Source organism: Acidimangrovimonas sediminis (assembly GCF_002871005.1).
In the GTDB taxonomy this organism is placed as follows: Bacteria; Pseudomonadota; Alphaproteobacteria; order Rhodobacterales; family Rhodobacteraceae; genus Acidimangrovimonas; species Acidimangrovimonas sediminis.
In genome coordinates this window covers 117,295-136,048 of record NZ_PHSN01000006.1, presented here as the reverse complement: position 1 = coordinate 136,048, position 18,754 = coordinate 117,295, and the positions used below count along the sequence as shown (strand labels likewise).

The 18,754-nt window shown below is 65.3% G+C and carries 22 protein-coding genes; 12 read left to right on the top strand and 10 right to left on the bottom strand.

The window, feature by feature from the left end; genetic code table 11:
- Positions 1-16 precede the first annotated feature (16 nt).
- Positions 17-1,081, bottom strand: coding sequence for a heat-inducible transcriptional repressor HrcA (hrcA, locus tag CVV76_RS07075; RefSeq protein WP_102223935.1), 1,065 nt, complete (start codon positions 1,079-1,081; stop codon positions 17-19).
- Positions 1,082-1,219: 138 nt separating this feature from the next.
- Between hrcA and rph the strand changes: the two genes are divergently transcribed.
- The 5 genes from rph to CVV76_RS07050 are packed head-to-tail and all read left to right on the top strand — an operon-like array spanning position 1,220 to position 4,457.
- Entirely contained in the window at positions 1,220-1,933 is a 714-nt protein-coding gene (gene rph, locus CVV76_RS07070) for a ribonuclease PH (protein ID WP_102223934.1), read from the top strand.
- On the top strand, positions 1,930-2,538 hold the full coding sequence (gene rdgB, locus CVV76_RS07065) for an RdgB/HAM1 family non-canonical purine NTP pyrophosphatase (RefSeq protein WP_102223933.1): 609 nt from the start codon (positions 1,930-1,932) through the stop codon (positions 2,536-2,538). Before rph ends, rdgB begins: the two co-directional genes overlap by 4 nt.
- Positions 2,539-2,546: 8 nt before the next feature.
- The gene (locus CVV76_RS07060) at positions 2,547-2,930 is read left to right on the top strand and encodes a RidA family protein (RefSeq protein ID WP_102223932.1); all 384 of its coding nucleotides are present in this window, start codon (positions 2,547-2,549) and stop codon (positions 2,928-2,930) included.
- 2 nt (positions 2,931-2,932) lie between these two features.
- Positions 2,933-4,102, top strand: coding sequence for a radical SAM family heme chaperone HemW (gene hemW, locus CVV76_RS07055; protein ID WP_102223931.1), 1,170 nt, complete (start codon positions 2,933-2,935; stop codon positions 4,100-4,102).
- Position 4,103: 1 nt separating this feature from the next.
- Positions 4,104-4,457, top strand: coding sequence for a YbaN family protein (locus tag CVV76_RS07050; RefSeq protein WP_102223930.1), 354 nt, complete (start codon positions 4,104-4,106; stop codon positions 4,455-4,457).
- Here CVV76_RS07050 and CVV76_RS07045 read toward each other — a convergent pair.
- The 7 genes from CVV76_RS07045 to CVV76_RS07015 all read right to left on the bottom strand — a co-directional run bounded on the left by CVV76_RS07045 (position 4,432) and on the right by CVV76_RS07015 (position 11,896).
- Positions 4,432-5,343, bottom strand: a complete 912-nt coding sequence (locus tag CVV76_RS07045; RefSeq protein ID WP_102223929.1) for a ParB/RepB/Spo0J family partition protein — start codon at positions 5,341-5,343, stop codon at positions 4,432-4,434. The two genes, CVV76_RS07050 and CVV76_RS07045, sit on opposite strands and share 26 nt — an antisense overlap.
- A gap of 10 nt (positions 5,344-5,353) precedes the next feature.
- Positions 5,354-6,166: a ParA family protein gene (locus CVV76_RS07040; protein WP_102223928.1), complete on the bottom strand. Its 813-nt coding sequence runs from the start codon at positions 6,164-6,166 to the stop codon at positions 5,354-5,356.
- Positions 6,159-6,785, bottom strand: coding sequence for a 16S rRNA (guanine(527)-N(7))-methyltransferase RsmG (gene rsmG / locus CVV76_RS07035; protein ID WP_102223927.1), 627 nt, complete (start codon positions 6,783-6,785; stop codon positions 6,159-6,161). The genes CVV76_RS07040 and rsmG overlap by 8 nt, the downstream gene beginning before the upstream one ends.
- Positions 6,782-8,650, bottom strand: a complete 1,869-nt coding sequence (mnmG, locus tag CVV76_RS07030) for a tRNA uridine-5-carboxymethylaminomethyl(34) synthesis enzyme MnmG (RefSeq protein ID WP_408607878.1) — start codon at positions 8,648-8,650, stop codon at positions 6,782-6,784. The genes rsmG and mnmG overlap by 4 nt, the downstream gene beginning before the upstream one ends.
- A 16-nt stretch (positions 8,651-8,666) precedes the next feature.
- Positions 8,667-9,956 (bottom strand): tRNA uridine-5-carboxymethylaminomethyl(34) synthesis GTPase MnmE, encoded by a 1,290-nt coding sequence (gene mnmE / locus CVV76_RS07025; protein ID WP_102223926.1) that lies wholly within the window; start codon positions 9,954-9,956, stop codon positions 8,667-8,669.
- A 28-nt stretch (positions 9,957-9,984) separates the two neighbouring features.
- The gene (gene rho / locus CVV76_RS07020) at positions 9,985-11,274 is read right to left on the bottom strand and encodes a transcription termination factor Rho (protein ID WP_102223925.1); all 1,290 of its coding nucleotides are present in this window, start codon (positions 11,272-11,274) and stop codon (positions 9,985-9,987) included.
- A 145-nt stretch (positions 11,275-11,419) separates the two neighbouring features.
- Positions 11,420-11,896 (bottom strand): CopD family protein, encoded by a 477-nt coding sequence (locus CVV76_RS07015; protein ID WP_102223924.1) that lies wholly within the window; start codon positions 11,894-11,896, stop codon positions 11,420-11,422.
- Positions 11,897-12,387: 491 nt separating this feature from the next.
- On the opposite strand from CVV76_RS07015, the gene CVV76_RS07010 reads away from it, so the two are divergent.
- Genes CVV76_RS07010 through dnaQ form a run of 4 tightly spaced genes read left to right on the top strand, consistent with a single transcriptional unit; the run spans position 12,388 to position 15,113 of the window.
- Positions 12,388-12,984 carry a Maf family protein gene (locus tag CVV76_RS07010; protein ID WP_102223923.1) on the top strand — a complete coding sequence of 199 codons (597 nt, stop codon included), beginning with the start codon at positions 12,388-12,390 and terminating at the stop codon, positions 12,982-12,984.
- Positions 12,981-13,820: a shikimate dehydrogenase gene (locus tag CVV76_RS07005; protein ID WP_102223922.1), complete on the top strand. Its 840-nt coding sequence runs from the start codon at positions 12,981-12,983 to the stop codon at positions 13,818-13,820. Before CVV76_RS07010 ends, CVV76_RS07005 begins: the two co-directional genes overlap by 4 nt.
- Complete coding sequence (coaE, locus tag CVV76_RS07000) at positions 13,817-14,422, top strand: dephospho-CoA kinase (RefSeq protein ID WP_102223921.1); 606 nt, start codon at positions 13,817-13,819, stop codon at positions 14,420-14,422. Before CVV76_RS07005 ends, coaE begins: the two co-directional genes overlap by 4 nt.
- Entirely contained in the window at positions 14,415-15,113 is a 699-nt protein-coding gene (gene dnaQ / locus CVV76_RS06995; RefSeq protein ID WP_102223920.1) for a DNA polymerase III subunit epsilon, read from the top strand. The genes coaE and dnaQ overlap by 8 nt, the downstream gene beginning before the upstream one ends.
- Positions 15,114-15,138: 25 nt before the next feature.
- Here the strand turns inward: dnaQ and secB are convergent, their stop codons facing one another.
- Positions 15,139-15,615, bottom strand: a complete 477-nt coding sequence (gene secB, locus CVV76_RS06990) for a protein-export chaperone SecB (RefSeq protein WP_102223919.1) — start codon at positions 15,613-15,615, stop codon at positions 15,139-15,141.
- A gap of 154 nt (positions 15,616-15,769) precedes the next feature.
- Entirely contained in the window at positions 15,770-16,291 is a 522-nt protein-coding gene (locus CVV76_RS06985) for an FxsA family protein (protein ID WP_102223918.1), read from the bottom strand.
- Between the two features lie 120 nt (positions 16,292-16,411).
- Between CVV76_RS06985 and CVV76_RS06980 the strand changes: the two genes are divergently transcribed.
- From CVV76_RS06980 to CVV76_RS06970, 3 genes are read left to right on the top strand one after another with little or no spacing between them, the layout of a single operon-like run.
- Positions 16,412-17,080, top strand: a complete 669-nt coding sequence (locus CVV76_RS06980) for a Tim44/TimA family putative adaptor protein (RefSeq protein ID WP_102223917.1) — start codon at positions 16,412-16,414, stop codon at positions 17,078-17,080.
- A 27-nt stretch (positions 17,081-17,107) separates the two neighbouring features.
- Positions 17,108-18,127, top strand: a complete 1,020-nt coding sequence (gene mltA, locus CVV76_RS06975; RefSeq protein WP_408607880.1) for a murein transglycosylase A — start codon at positions 17,108-17,110, stop codon at positions 18,125-18,127.
- Positions 18,128-18,131: 4 nt separating this feature from the next.
- Positions 18,132-18,737: a Smr/MutS family protein gene (locus CVV76_RS06970; protein WP_102223916.1), complete on the top strand. Its 606-nt coding sequence runs from the start codon at positions 18,132-18,134 to the stop codon at positions 18,735-18,737.
- Positions 18,738-18,754: the final 17 nt, after the last annotated feature.

Here is an 18,754-nt window from a genome sequence, read left to right as displayed (position 1 = left end):
CCTCTATGCCCGGTTCTCAAGCCCGGTCGGAAAACAGCCTTCCGACGAGCTGCGCCGTGTAGTCGACGATCGGCACGATGCGCCCGTAGTTGAGCCGCGTCGGACCGATGACACCCACGGCGCCAATGATCTTACGGTCAGCGTTCATATAGGGAGAGACCACCAGAGAGGAACCCGAAAGTGAGAAAAGCTTGTTCTCCGAACCGATAAAAATCCGGACACCTTCGCCTTCGTCGGCCAGTTCCAGGAATTCGGCAATGTCGCGCTTGCGTTCCAGGTCGTCGAAGAGGTTTCGGATCCGGTCCAGTTCCTCGGCCTCGGCCGCCGTTTCCAGCAGGTTCGCCCGCCCGCGCACGATCAGCCGCTCATTCCGGCCGTCCTTGTCTTCCCAGACCGCCAGCCCGCTTTCGACAAGCTGGGCGGCCAGAACGTCGATTTCGCGCCGCCGCGCCGTGATCTCCCGCGCGAAGGAGGAACGCAGATCGGTCAGCGTGCGACCCTCGGCCAGCGCGTTGAGGAAATTCGCGGCCTCCCGCATCGCCGAAGGCGTCAGCCCCGGCGGCGGCGAGAAGATGCGGTTCTCGACATGACCGTCGGCCATCACCAGAACCACCAGCGCCCGGTCGGGCGCGAGGCTGACGAACTCGATATGCCGGATCGGGGCCTCGTGCTTCGGCGCCAGCACAAGGCTTGCCCCCCGCGTCAGGCCAGAGAGCGCCGAACCAACCCGGTCCAGAAGCGACCCTAGGTCATTCTCGTTCGCGCCCATGGTCGCGTCGATCTGCTGCCGCTCATCGGTGCTGAGCGTCCCGACCTCCAGCAGACCATCGACGAACATCCGCAGGCCCGCCTGTGTCGGCACCCGCCCGGCCGAGATATGGGGGCTATCGAGCAAGCCCATGTATTCAAGATCTTGCATCACATTGCGGATCGTCGCGGCGCTGACCTTTTCCGACATCGTCCGCGTCAGGGTCCGTGACCCGACGGGATCACCGGTGGTCAGATACCCTTCGACCACGCGCCGGAAAACCTCGCGCGAGCGGTCGTTGAGTTCTGCCAGAATGCCCGGTCCTTCGATCATCCGCCTCACGTCTCCTGCACATCCCCATTAAAGACCGCCGGATTTCAGCGTCAATCTGCCTGCTCAACGAAGCCGCTGGGGGTTGCATCGCGCACACGGGCGCGCCTATCTGGCAGGCAAAAAGGGAAAGGAGCCCCAATGCGCCCGTCCAACCGTCAAATAAGCGAAATGCGCCCGATTTCAATCGAAACCGGGGTCACGAAACACGCCGAAGGCTCCTGCCTGATCAAGGCGGGCGATACCCACGTCCTGTGCACCGCCTCGATCGAGGATCGCCCACCGCCGTTCCTGCGCAACACCGGCCTCGGCTGGGTCACCGCCGAATACGGCATGCTGCCCCGCGCCACCAACACCCGGACGCGGCGCGAGGCCGCCTCGGGCAAGCAACAGGGCCGCACGGTGGAAATCCAGCGCCTGATCGGCCGAGCGCTCCGCGCAGGCATCGACCGCTCGGCCTTAGGCGAACGTCAGATCACCATCGATTGCGACGTGATCCAAGCTGATGGCGGCACTCGCTGCGCCTCGATCACCGGCGGCTGGGTCGCCCTGCGTCTGGCGGTGAACAAGCTCCTGAAGGCCGGAATCGTGACGTCCGATCCGATCATCGACCACGTCGCCGCCGTCTCCTGCGGGATCTACGCGGGCCAGCCCGTCCTCGATCTCGACTATGCCGAGGACAGCGAGGCAGGCACCGACGGCAACTTCATCCTGACCGGCGGCGGCAGGCTGATCGAGGTGCAGATGTCGGCCGAGGGCGCCACCTTCTCGCGCGACGAGATGAGCAAGCTTCTGGACCTCGCGGAGGCCGGCATTGCCGAGCTGGTCGCAGCCCAGAAGGCGGCCGTGGCATGAGGGCGTTTTCCGGCGACCGCCTGCTGGTCGCGACGCACAATGCCGGCAAGCTCGAGGAGATAACTGCACTCCTGGCGCCTTATGGCATCGCCGTCGTCGGCGCGAAGGAGCTGAACCTGCCCGAGCCGGACGAGACCGAGACCACCTTTGTCGGGAACGCCCGGATCAAGGCGCACGCGGCGGCGAAAGCCACGAACCTGCCCGCGCTGGCCGATGATTCCGGGATCGAGGTCGATTGCCTCGACGGCGCCCCCGGGGTCTATACCGCCAATTGGGCTGAAACCCCGAACGGGCGCGACTTCCAGATGGCGATGGAAAAGACCTGGAGCGCCTGCGAAGCGAAGGCCGCCCCCCTGCCCCGCACCGCGCGCTTCCGCTCCACCTTCGTCCTTGCCTGGCCCGACGGCCATGACGAGGTGTTCGAGGGCAAGGCCGAGGGGCAGCTTGTCTGGCCGATGCGCGGCGCGCAGGGCCACGGCTACGACCCGATGTTCCAGCCCGAGGGCCACGACAGAACCTTCGCCGAGATGTCGGCCGAGGAAAAGAACACGCTTTCCCACCGCGCCGACGCCTTTGCCAAGTTCGTGCGCATCTTCGAAGGATAGTCTCTGACATGGCCGAAAAACGTCTGATTTCGGGCGGTTCGCCTTATGAACCCAAGCTTGGCTATTCCCGTGCCGTGGTTCAGGGCGATTGGTGCTTCGTCGCCGGCACAACCGGGGTCGATCCGGCCACCAAGATCTTTCCGGTCAGCGTTCTGGAACAGGCGCGCAATGCACTGGCGACAATCGCGAACGTGCTGGCCGAGGCCGGATTCGCCATGACCGACGTCGTTCGGGCCAACTACATCATCACCAACTCTGCCTACATGGAAGAGATCATTCCGGCCCTGTCGGAGACCTTCGGCACGATCCGCCCCGCAGCGACCATGATCATCGCCGATCTCGTGAACCCCGAGATGAAGGTCGAGATCGAGGTCACGGCCTTCAAGGGCTGATCATGGAAGATCGGCGGCACGACTGGAGGAACGGCGGATTCGGGCTCTACATCCACTGGCCGTTCTGTGCCGCCAAGTGCCCCTACTGCGATTTCAACAGCCACGTCGTCTCGCAGATTGACGAATCCCGCTGGCTCAGAGCCTATTTGAGCGAAATCGACCGTCTCGGAGCGGAAACCCAGGGCCGTATCCTCAATACCGTGTTCTTCGGCGGCGGCACCCCCAGCCTGATGTCACCCGATCTTGTCGACGCGATCCTCACCCGGGTCCGCGCGACCTGGCCCATGGCCAACGATCCTGAAATCACGCTGGAGGCCAACCCGACCTCGGTCGAGGCCGGGCGATTCCGTGGCTACCGCGACGCCGGGGTCAACCGCCTGTCGATGGGCGCACAGGCGCTGAATGACGAGGACCTGCGGCGTCTCGGTCGCCTGCATTCCGTCGCCGAGGCACGCGCTGCCTTCGATATCGCTCGCACCGCCTTTTCCCGCGTCAGCTTCGACCTGATCTACGCGCGCCAGCACCAGACCCTCGACCAGTGGCGCCGTGAATTGACCGAGGCGCTTTCGATGGCCGTCGATCACCTCTCGCTCTACCAGCTGACGATCGAGGACGGCACCGCCTTCGGCGCCCGTGCCGCGACCGGGGGTCTCCTTGGCCTGCCGCAGGATGACCTCTCGGCCGACATGTACGCTGTGACGCAGGAACTTACAGAAGCGGCAGGCATGCCGGGCTACGAGATCTCGAACCACGCCGCGCCCGGCTCCGAATCGCGCCACAACCTGGTGTATTGGCGGTATGGCGACTACGCCGGCATCGGCCCCGGGGCCCATGGTCGGCTGACGCTGAACGGCCGCCGCCTGGCCACCGATACCCCCCGTGCCCCCGGCGCATGGCTCTCACAGGTCGAGGAAACTGGCAACGGTGAAGCCCCGCGGCACGAAATCGCTCTAGAAGAGCAAGCCGATGAATACCTTATGATGTGTATCCGTCTTGCTGAAGGCCTAGATATGGATCGTTACGCAAGCCTCTCTGGAAAGTCGCTAAGCAGCGACGCGATCACGGGGCTAGAACAGATCGGCATGGTCCGCCGCGACGGTTCCCGCTTGATCGCAACGGCCGAGGGGCGGATGGTGCTCAACGCCGTGATCCGGGAACTGATGGGAGCGTGACATGCGCTGGCTCTGGGCCGCGTTGGGGGTGGTTGCACTGGCACTCGGCGCGCTGGGGATCGTGCTGCCGCTGCTGCCGACGGTGCCCTTCCTCCTGCTCGCCGCATTTTTCTTCGCGCGATCCTCGGAGCGGCTGCACAACTGGCTGATCACCCATCCGACACTGGGGCCACCGATCGCGAACTGGCAGCGCTCCGGAGCGATTTCGCGGCGGGCGAAAATCGCGGCCAGCGTATCGATTCTGGCCGCGTTCTCTATTTCCGTGATGCTCGGGCTGCGCCCTGCCCTGCTGGTGATTCAGGCCGTCGTTCTGATCGCCGTCAGCCTGTTCATCTGGACACGCCCAGAGGGCTAGCGCTCAGCACCCGGCACAGCTCGTCAAGGTCGTCGAGCGAACGGTAATTGATGGTCAGAACCCCATCGCCACCACCGCGATGGTCGATCTGCACCTTCATCCCCAGGTTCGCCGACAGATCCTGCTCCAACGCGCGGGTATCGGCATCCTTCTCGGACGCGGTGCGCGGGCGCGGGCCGGATTTCGCCGCCGGCGCCTTGGTCAGCCGTTCGGCCTCACGCACCGAAAGCCCCTTCGCGATGATCTTCCGCGCCAGCTCTCCCGCGTTCGGCGCAGTGATGATCGCCCGCGCGTGACCCGCGGTCAGCTTGCCCTCGCGAAGGAAGCCCAGCACATCCTCCGGCAGCTGCAACAGACGCATGATGTTTGCGATATGGCTCCGGCTTTTTGACAGGCCCTCTGCCAGCTTTTCCTGCGTATGCCCAAACCTGTCCATTAGCTGGCGATAGGCCATCGCCTCTTCCACCGGGTTCAGATCGGCCCTCTGGATGTTTTCGATAATCGCGACCTCGAGCACCTCGGTATCCGAGAATTCGCGCACGAGAACCGGTAGCTCATGCAGCTGCGCGATTTGCGAGGCGCGCCAGCGGCGTTCCCCCGCGACAATCTCATACCCGCCGGGCGCGTTCGGATCCGGGCGCACGATCAGCGGTTGAATCACCCCCTTGGCGCGAATCGATTCGGCCAGCTCGGCCAGTGCGTCCTTGTCGAAATCGCGGCGCGGCTGGTCGGGGTTCGGCCGGATCTTCTCGACCGGGACCATCATGTCCGGCCGGCGCGGCTTCTGCTCACCCGTTTCCTCGTCCTTCGGTGCGGGCGCGACATCGGCCATCAGCGCCGAAAGACCACGGCCGAGGCCCCTACGTTCCAATTTTTTCTCGTTCATGCTCGTCTCCTCAGGCGGCGCGGCCCTGGCTGTGCCGCCCCAGCAATTCCTTGGCCAACGCGCGATACGCCTCGCTCCCGCGCGACGCGGGATCGTAGCTGAGCACCGGCATGGCGTAGGACGGCGCTTCGCTGACCCGCACATTTCGCGGCACGATGGTGCGGAACACCAAGTCGCCAAGGTTGTCCCGGGCGTCCGCCTCAACTTGCTGCGACAGGTTGTTCCGGCCGTCGTACATCGTCAGCAGAACCCCCTCGATCCGCAAATCCGGGTTGGCGCTCTGCCGTACTTCGCGGATCGTCAGCATCAGCTGCGACAGCCCTTCCAGAGCGAAGAATTCGCTTTGCAGCGGGACCAGCACCGCATGCGCCGCGACCATCGCGTTGACGGTCAGCAAAGACAGCGAGGGCGGACAGTCGATCATCACGAAATCGAAGGCATAGGCATCGACCGCCGGCTGGCGCAGCGCATCGTGCAGCAGGAAGCTGCGTTTTTCGTTCGCCACCAGTTCGATATCGGCGGAGCTCAAGTCAGTCGTCGCAGGGCACAACCACACATTGGGCACGGAGGTGGGTTGAACCACATCTTCTAGCGGTGCGTCATCGAGGATAAGGTCATATGTGGTCAGCCCTCGCTTGTCGCTGTCCAGCCCAAGGCCGGTCGACGCGTTCCCCTGCGGATCGATATCGACCAGCAGAACCCGCCGCCCCTCTTCCGCCAACGCGGCCGCGAGGTTGATCGCGGTGGTCGTCTTGCCCACGCCGCCCTTCTGGTTGGCGATGGCCAGGATGCGCGGTCCGGGAGGACGGGTCGGGTCAGACATGGTGGAGGTCTCCGATGCTGAGGATGACCGAGTCCGGGTCGGTCCTGCTGGGATACTTCTGAACCTCGAACGACCACGAGGCAAGAGCTTCGGCGATTTCCCGGTCGTGGGTGGCGCCTTTCGGAAACAACCCGCGCCCGCCCGCCTTCAGATGCGGCGTGGCGAGGCCGAGAAGCGGGGAAAGCGGGGCCAGCGCCCGGGCTGACACGACATCCGCGTCCAGTGGCGCCAGATCCTCGATCCGGCTGGCATGCACTTCCACCGTCACCCCGGTTTCGCGGGCCGCCGTCCGCAGGAATGTCGCCTTGCGCTGATCGCTCTCGACAAGGATGACGCGCAGGTCGGGCGCCTCGTCCGCGGCGAGGATTGCCAGAACGAGCCCGGGAAACCCCCCGCCGCTGCCCAGATCGACCCATCGGCCCGTCTCTGCCGGCCGAAGATCGAAAACCTGCGTCGAATCAAGGAAATGACGGGACCAGAGGTCGCCCAGCGTCGATCGCGCAACGAGGTTGATCGCGGGATTCCACTTTTCCAGAAGGGCCGCGTAGGTGGTCAGGCGCCCCAGTGTTTCACGTGAAACATCGCGGGCGGCCAAGAAGGCCTCGGGTGTCGCCCTCATGCCGAGCGGCGGCGGCCCTGCCGCAACTTGGCCAGGATCAGCGTCAACGCTGCCGGCGTCATCCCCTCGACCCGCCCCGCCTGGGCGAGGCTGCGCGGTTGCGCCCGCTCCAGCTTGACTTTCAACTCGTTCGACAGGCCGGACAGCATCCCGTAATCAAAGCCCTCCGGGATCTCCTGCCCCTCATCCCGGCGCATCGCAGCAACATCCTCATGCTGCCGGGCGATGTAGTTCGCATAAAGCACGTCACGCCCCAGCTGCTCCCGGATCTCCGGCGCAATCTCGGCAAGCGACGGATCAGCAGACACAAGATGATCGAAGCTAGCGTCCGGAAGGGCCAACATCTCGTAGCCCGAGCGCCGCCCGCCATCCGGATTGATCTTCACCCCCTGCGCGGCCATTTCGCGCGCTGTCAGCGAAAGCGCCTGCAATCTTGTACGACCAGCCTCGATCGCGTCCATCTTCTGGCTGAAGGCCTGGGCCCTGATCGCGCCAATACAGCCCAGCTCCAGGCCCAGCGGCGTCAACCGTTGGTCTGCATTGTCCGCCCGGAGCGACAGCCGGAATTCCGCGCGCGAGGTGAACATCCGGTAGGGTTCCGTCACCCCGCGGGTGGTCAGATCGTCGATCATCACCCCGATGTAGCTGTCGGACCGGCTGAACCGCGCGGGCCCCCTGCCCTGCGCCGACAGCGCCGCGTTCAGACCGGCGACCAGGCCTTGCGCCGCTGCTTCTTCGTAACCAGTCGTCCCGTTGATCTGCCCGGCGAGGTATAGACCCGGCACCTCGCGCAGTTCCAGCGTGTCGCGCAACGCGCGAGGATCAACGTAGTCATATTCGATCGCATAACCTGGCTGAAGGATCTTCACCTGCTCCAACCCGGCGATGGAACGGACGTAAGCCTCCTGCACATCCTCGGGGAGCGAGGTCGAAATCCCGTTGGGATAGACGGTCGGATCGTCCAGCCCCTCAGGCTCGAGAAAGATCTGATGCGAGTCCTTCTCGGCGAATCGCACCACCTTATCCTCGATCGACGGACAATAGCGCGGGCCGACCCCCTCGATATGGCCGCCGTACATGGCGGAACGCGACAGGTTCTGGCGGATGATCTCATGCGTGCGGGCGTTGGTGTGGGTGATCCCGCAGCTAACCTGCCGCACCTGGGGCGCGCGGTTGAGAAAGGAAAATACCACCGGATCGTCGTCGCCCGGCTGCGCATCAAGCTGCGCCCAGTCGATCGTGCGTCCGTCCAGCCGTGGCGGCGTGCCGGTTTTCAGACGCCCAAGCGGCAGACCAAAGCCGTCGATCCGCTCGGCCAGCTTGACCGAGGGCCGGTCGCCCATGCGGCCCCCCTGCCGGCGGACATCGCCGATGTGAATGACGCCGCGCAGGAAGGTGCCGGTGGTCAGAACGACGGCATGGGCCCGGATCTGCGAGCCATCGGCCAGCAGAATCCCGGCCACGCGGTCTCCCTCCATCAGGAAATCCGCCGCCTCGCCCTCGATCACCTCAAGTCCTTGGCGCGCCGCGGTTTCTTCGGCCATTGCGGCACGGTAGAGCTTGCGGTCGGCCTGCGCCCGGGGGCCTTGCACTGCAGGCCCCTTGCGACGGTTCAAAAGGCGGTACTGGATCGCCGCACGGTCGGCAACACGGCCCATGACACCGTCGAGCGCGTCGATCTCACGCACGAGATGGCCCTTGCCCAGCCCGCCGATCGCCGGATTGCAGGACATCACGCCCAGATCCTCGCGCCGCAGCGTTACCAACGCGGTGCGCGCGCCGCCACGGGCCGCCGCGTGGGCCGCCTCGGCGCCCGCATGGCCGCCGCCAATGACGATGACATCCACATGTTTCACGTGAAACACTCCTACCTGCGCCGCCTTACTTACCGATGCAGAAACTGGCAAAAATCTCGTCGAGCAGATCTTCGACATCCACGCGACCGACGAGCGAATCAAGCGCCCGGATCGCACCGCGCAGCTCTTCCGCCGCCAGCTCTGCCCTCTCAGCCCCGCTCAATACCTCAAGCCGCGCCGATTCCATAGCCCCGATCGCGCGCATCACCGCCAGCCTGTGGCGCTCACGCGTAATCAGCGCCGCCCCGCTCGCCCGGCTTTCCAGGATCGACGTCACCCGCGCCACGAGGTCCGAGATACCCGCCCCGGTCTTTCCAGAGACGCGCAACCCTTCCCCGCTGCCAAGGTCCGCCTTCCCTTCGACCACGAGGTCGTCGCCTTCGGGCAAAAGACCTTCGGGCAGCGCGCCCTCGGCCTTAAGGAAAACCCGCAGATCCGCCGCCTTCGCCCGGGCAATAGCGCGCTCCACCCCGATACCTTCCACCGCATCGCCGGTTTCTCGCAGACCGGCAGTGTCCAGCAGGGTGACGGCCAGGCCGCCAAGGTCCATCCGCACCTCGATCACGTCGCGGGTCGTGCCTGCATGTTCCGAGGTGATCGCCGCCTCGCGCCCCGCCAACGCATTCAGAAGCGTGGACTTCCCGGCATTCGGCAGCCCCACAATCGCCACCTCGAACCCGTCGCGGATCCGCTCCGATACCGCGACACCCGAGGCCTGCTCGCGCAGTTCCTCCAGAACCCCGTCGATCAGCGCGGTCACCTCGGGCGAGACATCGATCGGAACCTCCTCGTCTGCGAAATCAATCGTCGCCTCGATCAGCGCGGCCGCCCGGATGAGGCGCGCGCGCCAACCCTCGGCGCGTACACCAACGGCACCGGACAGGACGCGCAGGGCCTGCCGACGCTGCGCTTCGGTCTCCGCCTCGATCAGATCGGACAGACCTTCGACCTGCGCGAGGTCCAACCGGCCATTCTCCAGCGCACGCCGGGTGAATTCCCCCGGCTCCGCCAATCGAACATCGACGCGCGCGGTCAGTTCGCGCAGAACCGCCTGAACGATCGCCGTCGCTCCATGCAGATGAAGTTCGGCTACCGCTTCGCCGGTAAAACTGCGCCCGGGTTCGAAGACCAGGACGATCGCCTCGTCGAGCGCGTCGCCTTCGCGGTCGCGCAACTGGCGCAGGCCGGCGCGGCGCGCTTCGGGCAGCGTACCGCACAGATCGGCCGCCGCCGCATGGGCCGCCGGGCCGGAAAGCCGAATGACCGCGACCCCCGCCTTTCCACGGGCGGAGGCCAGAGCACAGATCGTATCCATTGGTCTAACCTGTTGAATCCAAAGTGGATCAGGTGTTCATCGACTCGAAGAATTCGCTGTTGGTCTTGGTCTGCTTCAGCTTCGAGATCAGGAACTCGATCGCATCCGTCGTGCCCATCGGGTTCAGGATGCGGCGCAGGACGTAGGTCTTCTGCAGATCCGCCTTGTCGACCAGCATGTCCTCTTTCCGCGTGCCGGACTTGAGGATGTCCATCGCCGGGAAGACCCGCTTGTCCGCCACCTTGCGGTCAAGGATGATCTCCGAGTTGCCGGTGCCCTTGAATTCTTCGAAGATCACTTCGTCCATCCGGCTGCCGGTCTCGATCAGCGCGGTCGCGATGATGGTCAGCGAACCGCCCTCCTCGATGTTCCGCGCGGCGCCGAAGAACCGCTTCGGCCGCTGAAGGGCGTTGGCATCGACACCGCCGGTCAGCACCTTGCCCGAGGACGGCACCACCGTGTTGAACGCGCGGCCCAGACGGGTGATCGAGTCGAGCAGGATCACCACGTCGCGCTTGTGTTCCACCAACCGCTTGGCCTTTTCGATGACCATTTCCGAAACCGCCACGTGCCGCGTCGCCGGTTCGTCGAAGGTCGAGGAGATCACCTCACCCTTCACCGAGCGCTGCATGTCGGTCACCTCTTCCGGCCGTTCGTCGATCAGCAGCACGATCAGGTAGCATTCCGGGTGATTCACCTCGATCGAGCGGGCGATGTTCTGCAGCAGCACCGTCTTACCCGTCCGCGGCGGGGCCGAGATCAGGGCGCGCTGCCCCTTCCCGATCGGCGCCACCAGGTCGATGATCCGGGCCGAGCGATCGCGGATCGTCGGATCCTCGATCTCCATCTTCAGCCGCTCGTCCGGGTAGAGCGGCGTCAGGTTGTCAAAGTGAACCTTGTGCCGCGCCTTCTCGGGATCGGTAAAGTTGATCCGCGTGACCTTGGTCAGCGCGAAGTAACGCTCATTCTCGCGCGGGGCCTGCATGACCCCCTCGATCGTGTCACCAGTGCGCAAGCTGAATTGCCGGATCATGTCGGGCGAGACGTAGATGTCATCCGGGCCCGGCAGATAGTTCGCCTCGGGCGAGCGCAGGAAGCCGAAACCGTCCTGCAGTACCTCCAGCACACCATCGCCGCCGACTTCCCAGCCCTCTTCCGCCCGCTCCTTCAGGATCGAGAACATCATCTCGCCCTTGCGCATGGAAGGCGCGTTCTCGATCTCAAGCTCCTCGGCCATGGCAAGAAGGTCGGCCGGGCTTTGCGCCTTGAGGTCGGACAGGTTCAGATGTTCAACAGTGTCGGCGATATCTGCGGTCATGGAAGGTCACACGTGCGTTTTCGCGGGCCGCAGGTGAGCGGCGCTGGCGTCAATGATGGGAAGGTCCCCGGGCCGGACGGCCCCGTTGGTTTCGCCCGATATAGGTCTTGACCGCAAAAGTCAACGCAAGGCGGCTACCGGCCGCTCAGAACTTCAGCACGACCGAGAAGACGATCACCAGAAGAACCACGGTCGGCACCTCGTTCATCATCCGGTACTGGCGCCCCGTGAAACGGTTCGTGCCTTTGACGAAGTCCTTGCGACGTTTCCCCAGCCAGTGGTGATACCACGTCATCGCCAGAACGCCCGCCGCCTTGGTCCAGGGCCACAGCGTGGACCAGACCACGATCCCTGGCGTGAAGACGAGGCAAAGGCCGAAGATCCAGACCGCGATCATCGAGGGGTTCATGATCGCCCGCAACAGCAGCCGTTCCTGATGCTGGAACATCAGGTCCGTTTCAGAACCCGCCTCGACCCCGCGCTTCTGGTAGCCCTCGACGTGGTACACGAACAGCCGCGGAAGATAGAAGATCCCGGCCATCCAGGTGATCACGGCAACGATGTGCAGCGCCTTGATCCACGGGTACCAGCTTGCCAGGAAATCCTGCACCGTCTCGATCATCTTTCGGCCCCCCTTGCGGTTCGTTTCCCCGGTTCGGGGGTTTGTCCTCAGCCCGGGGATGGGCCTCCTAATAAATAAAGAAAATAAAAGAGGAAAGATGATGATGATTTAGGGCCGGTGGATATCGGGATTGCCCAGGGAACTCACGGATTTCTCCACAACTTCCGACCATGTGGATAAGTCTGGGAGAAACTTGTGTCTCTGTGACAAGAATCATAAATAATTATTTATTATCAGTGCTTTGAAGTCTTGACATATGTCAAAATACATGTGCATGAAATTCCGTCAGAGAGGAGATACGCCGGACATCCACAGCCTGCCTGAACGCCTGTCCACGGGTGGATAAGTAGGCCGGGAAATCTTGACAACCCGGCGGAGCGGCCCGAGAAACTCGCGGCGGGGGTGGTTGCCCCCAATTCATTCTCATGCTGTCCCGCAGATCATCCACAGCCTTGCCCCCACTTGCCTCACGTGCCCCGGACGCCCGCCCCATGACCCAGATCGTTCTTGCTTCCGGCTCGCGGATCCGGGCCGATCTTCTGCGCAACGCCGGTGTCACGATCGACACCGCGCCGGTCCGCATCGACGAAGAGGCGATCCGCGCAGGCCTTGAGGCCGAGGGCGCCAAGCCCCGCGACGTTGCGGACACGCTGGCAGAGATGAAAGCGCGCAAGGGATCGGACAAGATACCCGGCGCGCTGGTCATCGGCTGCGACCAGGTGCTCGACCTCGGCGGTGCGGTCCTGTCGAAACCCGAAAGCCTTGATGCAGCACGGGCACAGTTGCGCGCGCTTCGCGGCCAGCGTCATGCGCTCCTCTCCGCGGCCGTGCTATACGAGGCGGGCCGCCCGGTCTGGCGGCATGTGGGTGTGGTTCGGCTGGTCATGCGTGACTTCTCCGACGCGTATCTCGAAGAGTATCTGGCGCGGAACTGGCCCGGCATCGGCGAGTCCGTCGGCGCCTACAAGCTTGAGGAGGAAGGGGTGCGGCTCTTTTCCCGCATCGACGGCGATTATTTCACGGTCCTGGGTCTGCCGCTGGTCGAACTGCTTGCATACCTGGGACAAAGAGGGGCGATCGCCGCATGACGGAACACGAACGGATCCCGCTGGCCGGTGTCATCGGCTCGCCCGTGGCGCACAGCCGATCCCCCTTCCTGCACGGCTATTGGCTGCAGCGCTACGGCATCAAGGGCGCCTATATCCCGATGGACATTGCCCAGGCTGACCTGGCCGAGGCGCTTCAGGTCCTGCCGAAGCTGGGCTTCGTGGGCCTCAATGTCACGATCCCGCACAAGGAAAGCGTACTGAAGCTTGCCGACAGCGTTACCGACCGCGCGGCGTTGATCGGCGCGGCAAACACCCTGACCTTCCGCAGCGATGGCAAGATCTATGCCGACAATACTGACGGATCGGGATTTGTCGCGAACTTGCGGCAGAACGCGCCGATGTGGGCGCCCGCCTCGGGCCCTGCCGCGGTGCTGGGTGCCGGTGGTGCCGCCCGCGCGGTGATCGCCGCGCTGATCGAGATGGGCGTGCCCGAGATCCGCGTCGCCAACCGAACCCGAGCCCGCGCCGAGGCGCTGCGGTCGGATTTCGGCGCCAAGATCAGCGTGCATGAATGGGTGCAGGCCGGCAACATGCTCGAGGATTGCATGACGGTGGTGAACACCACCTCGCTCGGCATGGTGGGAAAGGCGGAATTCAAGCTGTCGCTCGACGGGCTGAACCCCAAGGCCGTGGTCAACGACCTGGTCTATACCCCGCTGCGCACGCATTTCCTCAACGAGGCGGAACGCGCCGGCTGCACCACCGTCGACGGGCTGGGCATGCTGCTGCATCAGGCCGCCCCCGGGTTCGAACGCTGGTTCGGCACCCGCCCCGCGGTCGACGACGAAACCCGCCGCGCCGTTCTCTCTGCATGAGCCGTGCCTATCGCCTCGGGCTCACCGGGTCGATCGGCATGGGCAAGTCGACGACCGCCCGCTTCTTCGTCGAAGAAGCGATCCCGCTCTGGGATGCCGATGCCGCGGTACACCGTCTCTATGCGCCGGGCGGTGCCGGGGCGATGGCGATCGCCGGGATGCATCCCCAGGCGGTAGGCCCCGACGGCGTGGACCGCGGCGCGCTGAAATCCTGGATCGCTGCCGATCCGGGCGCCCTGCCCCGGATCGAGGCGGCGATCCATCCGCTTGTCTCTGCCGACCGCGCCGATTTCATCGCCCGCGCCGAGGCCGGGGGGGCGGATCTGGTCGTCCTCGACATTCCGCTCCTGTTCGAAACCGGCGGCGATAGTCAGGTCGACGGTGTTCTCGTCGTCTCCGCCCCGCCGGAGGTGCAGCGCGAACGGGTGCTTGCGCGTCCGAGGATGACGTCGGCCCAGTTCGAGACGATCCTGGCCCGCCAGATGCCCGATGCCGAGAAACGCGCCCGCGCGACCTGGGTGATCGAAACCACCGGGCTTGAACCCGTCCGGAAAGCCGTGCGAGACCTGATCTCGGAAATCAGGAGCGGCCAGCATGCGTGAGATCGTCCTCGACACCGAAACCACCGGCTTCAACCACCAGGTCGACGACCGCATGGTCGAGATCGGTTGTGTCGAGCTGCTCAATCACCTGCCGACCGGCCGCACCTTTCACAAGTACATCAACCCGCAGCGCGACATGCCCGACGGCGCCTTTCAGGTGCACGGGCTGAGCGCCGAATTCCTGTCGGACAAGCCCGTCTTCGCCCAGATCGCGGACGAGTTCCTGGAATTCATCGGCGACGCCAAGCTGGTGATCCACAATGCCGGGTTCGACGTGCCGTTCCTGAACTCGGAACTGCGGCGCCTGAACCTGCCGCCGATCCCCATGGAACAGGCGGTCGACACGCTGCTGATCGCGCGGCGGCGGTTTCCGGGGGCGGGCAACTCGCTCGACTCGCTCTGCCGGCGCTTCGGCATCGACAATTCGCAGCGCGAAAAGGATGGCCACGGCGCGCTTCTCGACAGCGAGATCCTGGCCAAGGTTTATCTGGAGCTGGTGGGTGGACGTCAGCCCGACTTCGGGCTGAACGCGGTTCAGGAAACCGCCGGTCCCGGCGCCGCGGCCGAGGCCTGGCGCCCGAAACTCCGGCCGACGCCCCTGCCCTCGCGGATCACCGATGAAGAAGCCGCCGCCCATGCTGCCTTTGTCGACAAGCTGGGCGACGGCGCGATCTGGAAGAAGTTCGCCTGAGGAGGCGAACCCCGCCTGCTATGCCTCAGGCCTCCGCCTGCTGCGCGGCCATCTGCTGACGGTAGAGCTCGACGAAATCGATGTTGTCGAGGTTCAGCTGCGGGAAGCCGCCGTCGTTCGTCAGGTCGCCGACGATGCGGCGGACATAGGGGAACAGCTGGCGCGGGCATTCGATCAGCAGGAACGGATGCAGCTGATCCTCGGGCACGCCCTGGATCAGGAAGATCCCGCCGTATTCGACCTCGAGCAGGAACAGGTTGGCCTGGTTTTCCTCGTTCTTCGAGGTGATCTGGAACTTCATCACCACTTCGTACTGGTCGTCAACCGGACGCTTGCGCGCGTCGAGGCTGACCTGAACCTGGATGTCCGGCGTGATCTCTCCGCCTTCAAAGCCTTTCTGCGCGACGACGTTCTCGAACGAAAGGTCACGGATATACTGGGCAAGGATCTGCAGGCGGACCTGCTGTTCCTGGGCCTGGGGGTCAACGCCGTTCTCGGCCATCTCTCTCTCCTGTCGGAATGGTCGGGGCGAGGTCTAGCAGACCCGGCGCGTCGCCTCAATCGCGCAAGCTACGCGGCAGAGCGGCGCCGGCTTCCCGAAGCTGGTCTCCCGAAGCCGCCAAACGCGGCGACCGGGTGGCCCTGGTCGCCAGCGATCAGTGCCGGGTCCAGCCCGAGGGCTGATGCGTGGGTTTCTTGGATGGGTCGACCTCGGTGAAATCGCCGTCGATCACGGTGTCGTCGCCATCGCGCGGCCCCGCACCATGCCGAGGCCCGGGACCGAAATCCGGGCCGAACCCGCCCGCCTGTCCGCCCATCTGCACACGCTGAACCCGGGCATGTCGACCAACCCAGCGCATCAGGGCGCGCCGCACCGGCGGGATCAGCAACAGGATCCCGATCGTATCGGTCAGGAAGCCCGGCGTGATCAGCAGCGCGCCGGCCAGCAGGATCAGCGCCCCATGGGCCAGCGGTTCGGTCGGGTCCGTCAGCTCCTGCATGGAGCGGCGCAGATCGGCCAGCGCCTGCGCGCCCTGTTGTCGCACCAGCCAGGTTCCCAGCACGGCAGATCCGACCACGATCGCCAGTGTCGGCCACAATGTCAGCCATCCCCCGATCTTGATGAACAGGGTGATCTCGATCAGCGGGACGACGATGAACAGGGCAAAGAGCCACATGACGGTTTTCCTTATCGGCGGGTGGCATGGTAGACTTGGCCGGTGACGCATCCTACATAGGGTCCGAAACCCGCAGATACCAACCCCCACGGCGGCCGGACGCTGCCGACAGAGGATCACATGAGCGCCAACATCATCCAGCTGATCGTCCTTGGCGGGATCGCCCTGTTCCTGATCCTGCGTCTCAAGGCGATCCTAGGAACACGCGAAGGCTATGAGAAGCCGGCCGTTCCACGCAGCGCGGAGGAAGACAGCCGCCCGGTGAACCGACGCGGGTTCGAGGTGATCGACGGCGGCCCGGACCAGGACATCACCGACCATGTTCCCGAAGGGAGCGAGGCGGCGAAGGCGCTGGCCGCGATGAAGCTGGTGGAACCCAGCTTCTCGGTGGGCGAATTCCTGCGCGGCGCCCGGGGCGCCTACGAGATGATCCTGACGGCTTTCGAGAAGGGCAAGCTTGACGAGATCTCGCCCTACCTCGCGCCCGAGGTCCTCGACAGTTTCCGCGAGGTGGTCGAGGCGCGCAAGGCACAGGGGCTGACGCTGGAATCGAACTTCATCGGCATTCGCGAGATGGCGCTGACCGATGCCACCTTCCAGCGCGATAGCCAGGACGGCGAGATCACCGTGCGCTTCGTGGCTGAACAGACCCAGGTCGTGAAGAATGCCGCCGGCGAGGTGGTCGAGGGCGACGCGCAGAACGTGCGCCGCCAGCGCGACGTCTGGACCTTCGGGCGCAAGCTGGGCGCCTCCGACCCGAACTGGCAGCTTGTCGCCACCGGGGAATAGGACGGGGTGCGGCGGTTTCGCGGCCTTCTGGCTGGCCTTCTTGCCGCGCTTGCCCTGAGCGGGAGCGCGGAGATGGCCGAGGCGAAAACGCAGGTTCTGGAATTCTCGCAATTGCGCGGCTGGGGAAAGGACGACCTGGCCCCGGCCCTCGCCGCCTTTGCCGAAACCTGCGCGCGTCTGCCCGGGCCGGACTGGGGCGAGGCCTGCGATGCTGCCAGGTCGACCGATCCCGACGACGCGAGAAGCTTTTTCGAGACACAGTTCCGCCCGGTCGTCGTCGGCAACCCGAAAACGGCGCTGTTCACCGGGTATTACGAGCCCGAGCTGACCGCCTCAGCGGTGCGCACGGCGAAATACCGGTTTCCGATCTACCGCCGACCGCCCGAGATGATCCCTGGCCGGCGCTGGTTCAGCCGTGCCGAGATCGAGGACAGGCACATCCTTCAGGGCCGCGGGCTGGAGATCGCCTGGCTGTCCAACCCGGTCGACGTCTTCTTCCTGCAGGTGCAGGGCTCGGGCCGGCTTCTGCTGACCGACGGGCGGGTGATGCGGGTGGGCTTTGCCGCCAAGAACGGGCATCCCTACCGCTCCATCGGGAAGGAGCTGAAGCGCCGCGGCGTCTTCGGATCGCATGGCGCCTCGGCGGCCCGGATCCGCGCCTGGGCGCTGAAGCACCCTGAGGAGGGGCGCGAGATCCTGCGCTTCAACCCGTCCTTCGTGTTTTTCCGCGTACTTGACCTGTCGCATGATCACGGCCCGCTCGGGGCGTTGCAGGTGCCGCTGACCGCCGGGCGTTCGCTGGCGGTCGATCCGCGCTTCGTGCCGCTGGGCGCGCCGGTCTGGATCGACAAGCATGGCCGCCACCCGATCCGCCGGCTGATGGTGGCGCAGGATACCGGCACCGCGATCAAGGGGGCACAGCGCGCCGACATCTTCTACGGTTCGGGCGCCGGGGCCGGCCGCGCGGCCAGCGGCGTGCACGACGGCGGACGCATCGTGGTGCTGATGCCGGTCGCCCGCGCGGTGGCCATGGCCGACGGGGGCTGAGCCGATGGCCCGGCGTCCGCGCGGCCTGCGTCCCGACGAGGAGGACCTCTGGAACCGGGTCGCCCGCAGCGCGACGCCGATGCACCCGGCGCGCCCCAAGGCAGGCCCCTCCCCGACTCCGGATAAACCAAAGGACAAGGGCCCCGTTCCTTCGCCGAAGGAACGCGCCCCCGCCCCACCGTTCCGCGTGGGACAGGCGTCGAAGAGCGGACCGTTGCGCCACGACCTGGCCCCGTCGATCGCCGAACAGCTTTCGTCCGCGCCGGTCCGGATGGATCGCAAGGCCTATCTGCGCCTCAATCGCGGCAAGCTGGCGCCCGAGGGCCGGATCGACCTGCATGGCATGACGCTGGCCGAGGCACATCCCGAACTGATCCGCTTCCTCCTCAACGCGCATTCCGATGGCAAGCGGCTGGTCCTCGTGATCACCGGCAAGGGGCGCGACGGGGATGGCACCGGCCCGATCCCGCAGCGCCGAGGCGTGTTGCGCCACCAGTTGCCGCAATGGCTTGCCATGCCGCCGCTGGGAACGGTTGTCCTGCAGGTGACGCAGGCCCATCGCAAGCACGGGGGCGAGGGCGCCTTCTATGTCTACCTCCGCCGGGGATAGCGGTCCGGCGCTCTTCC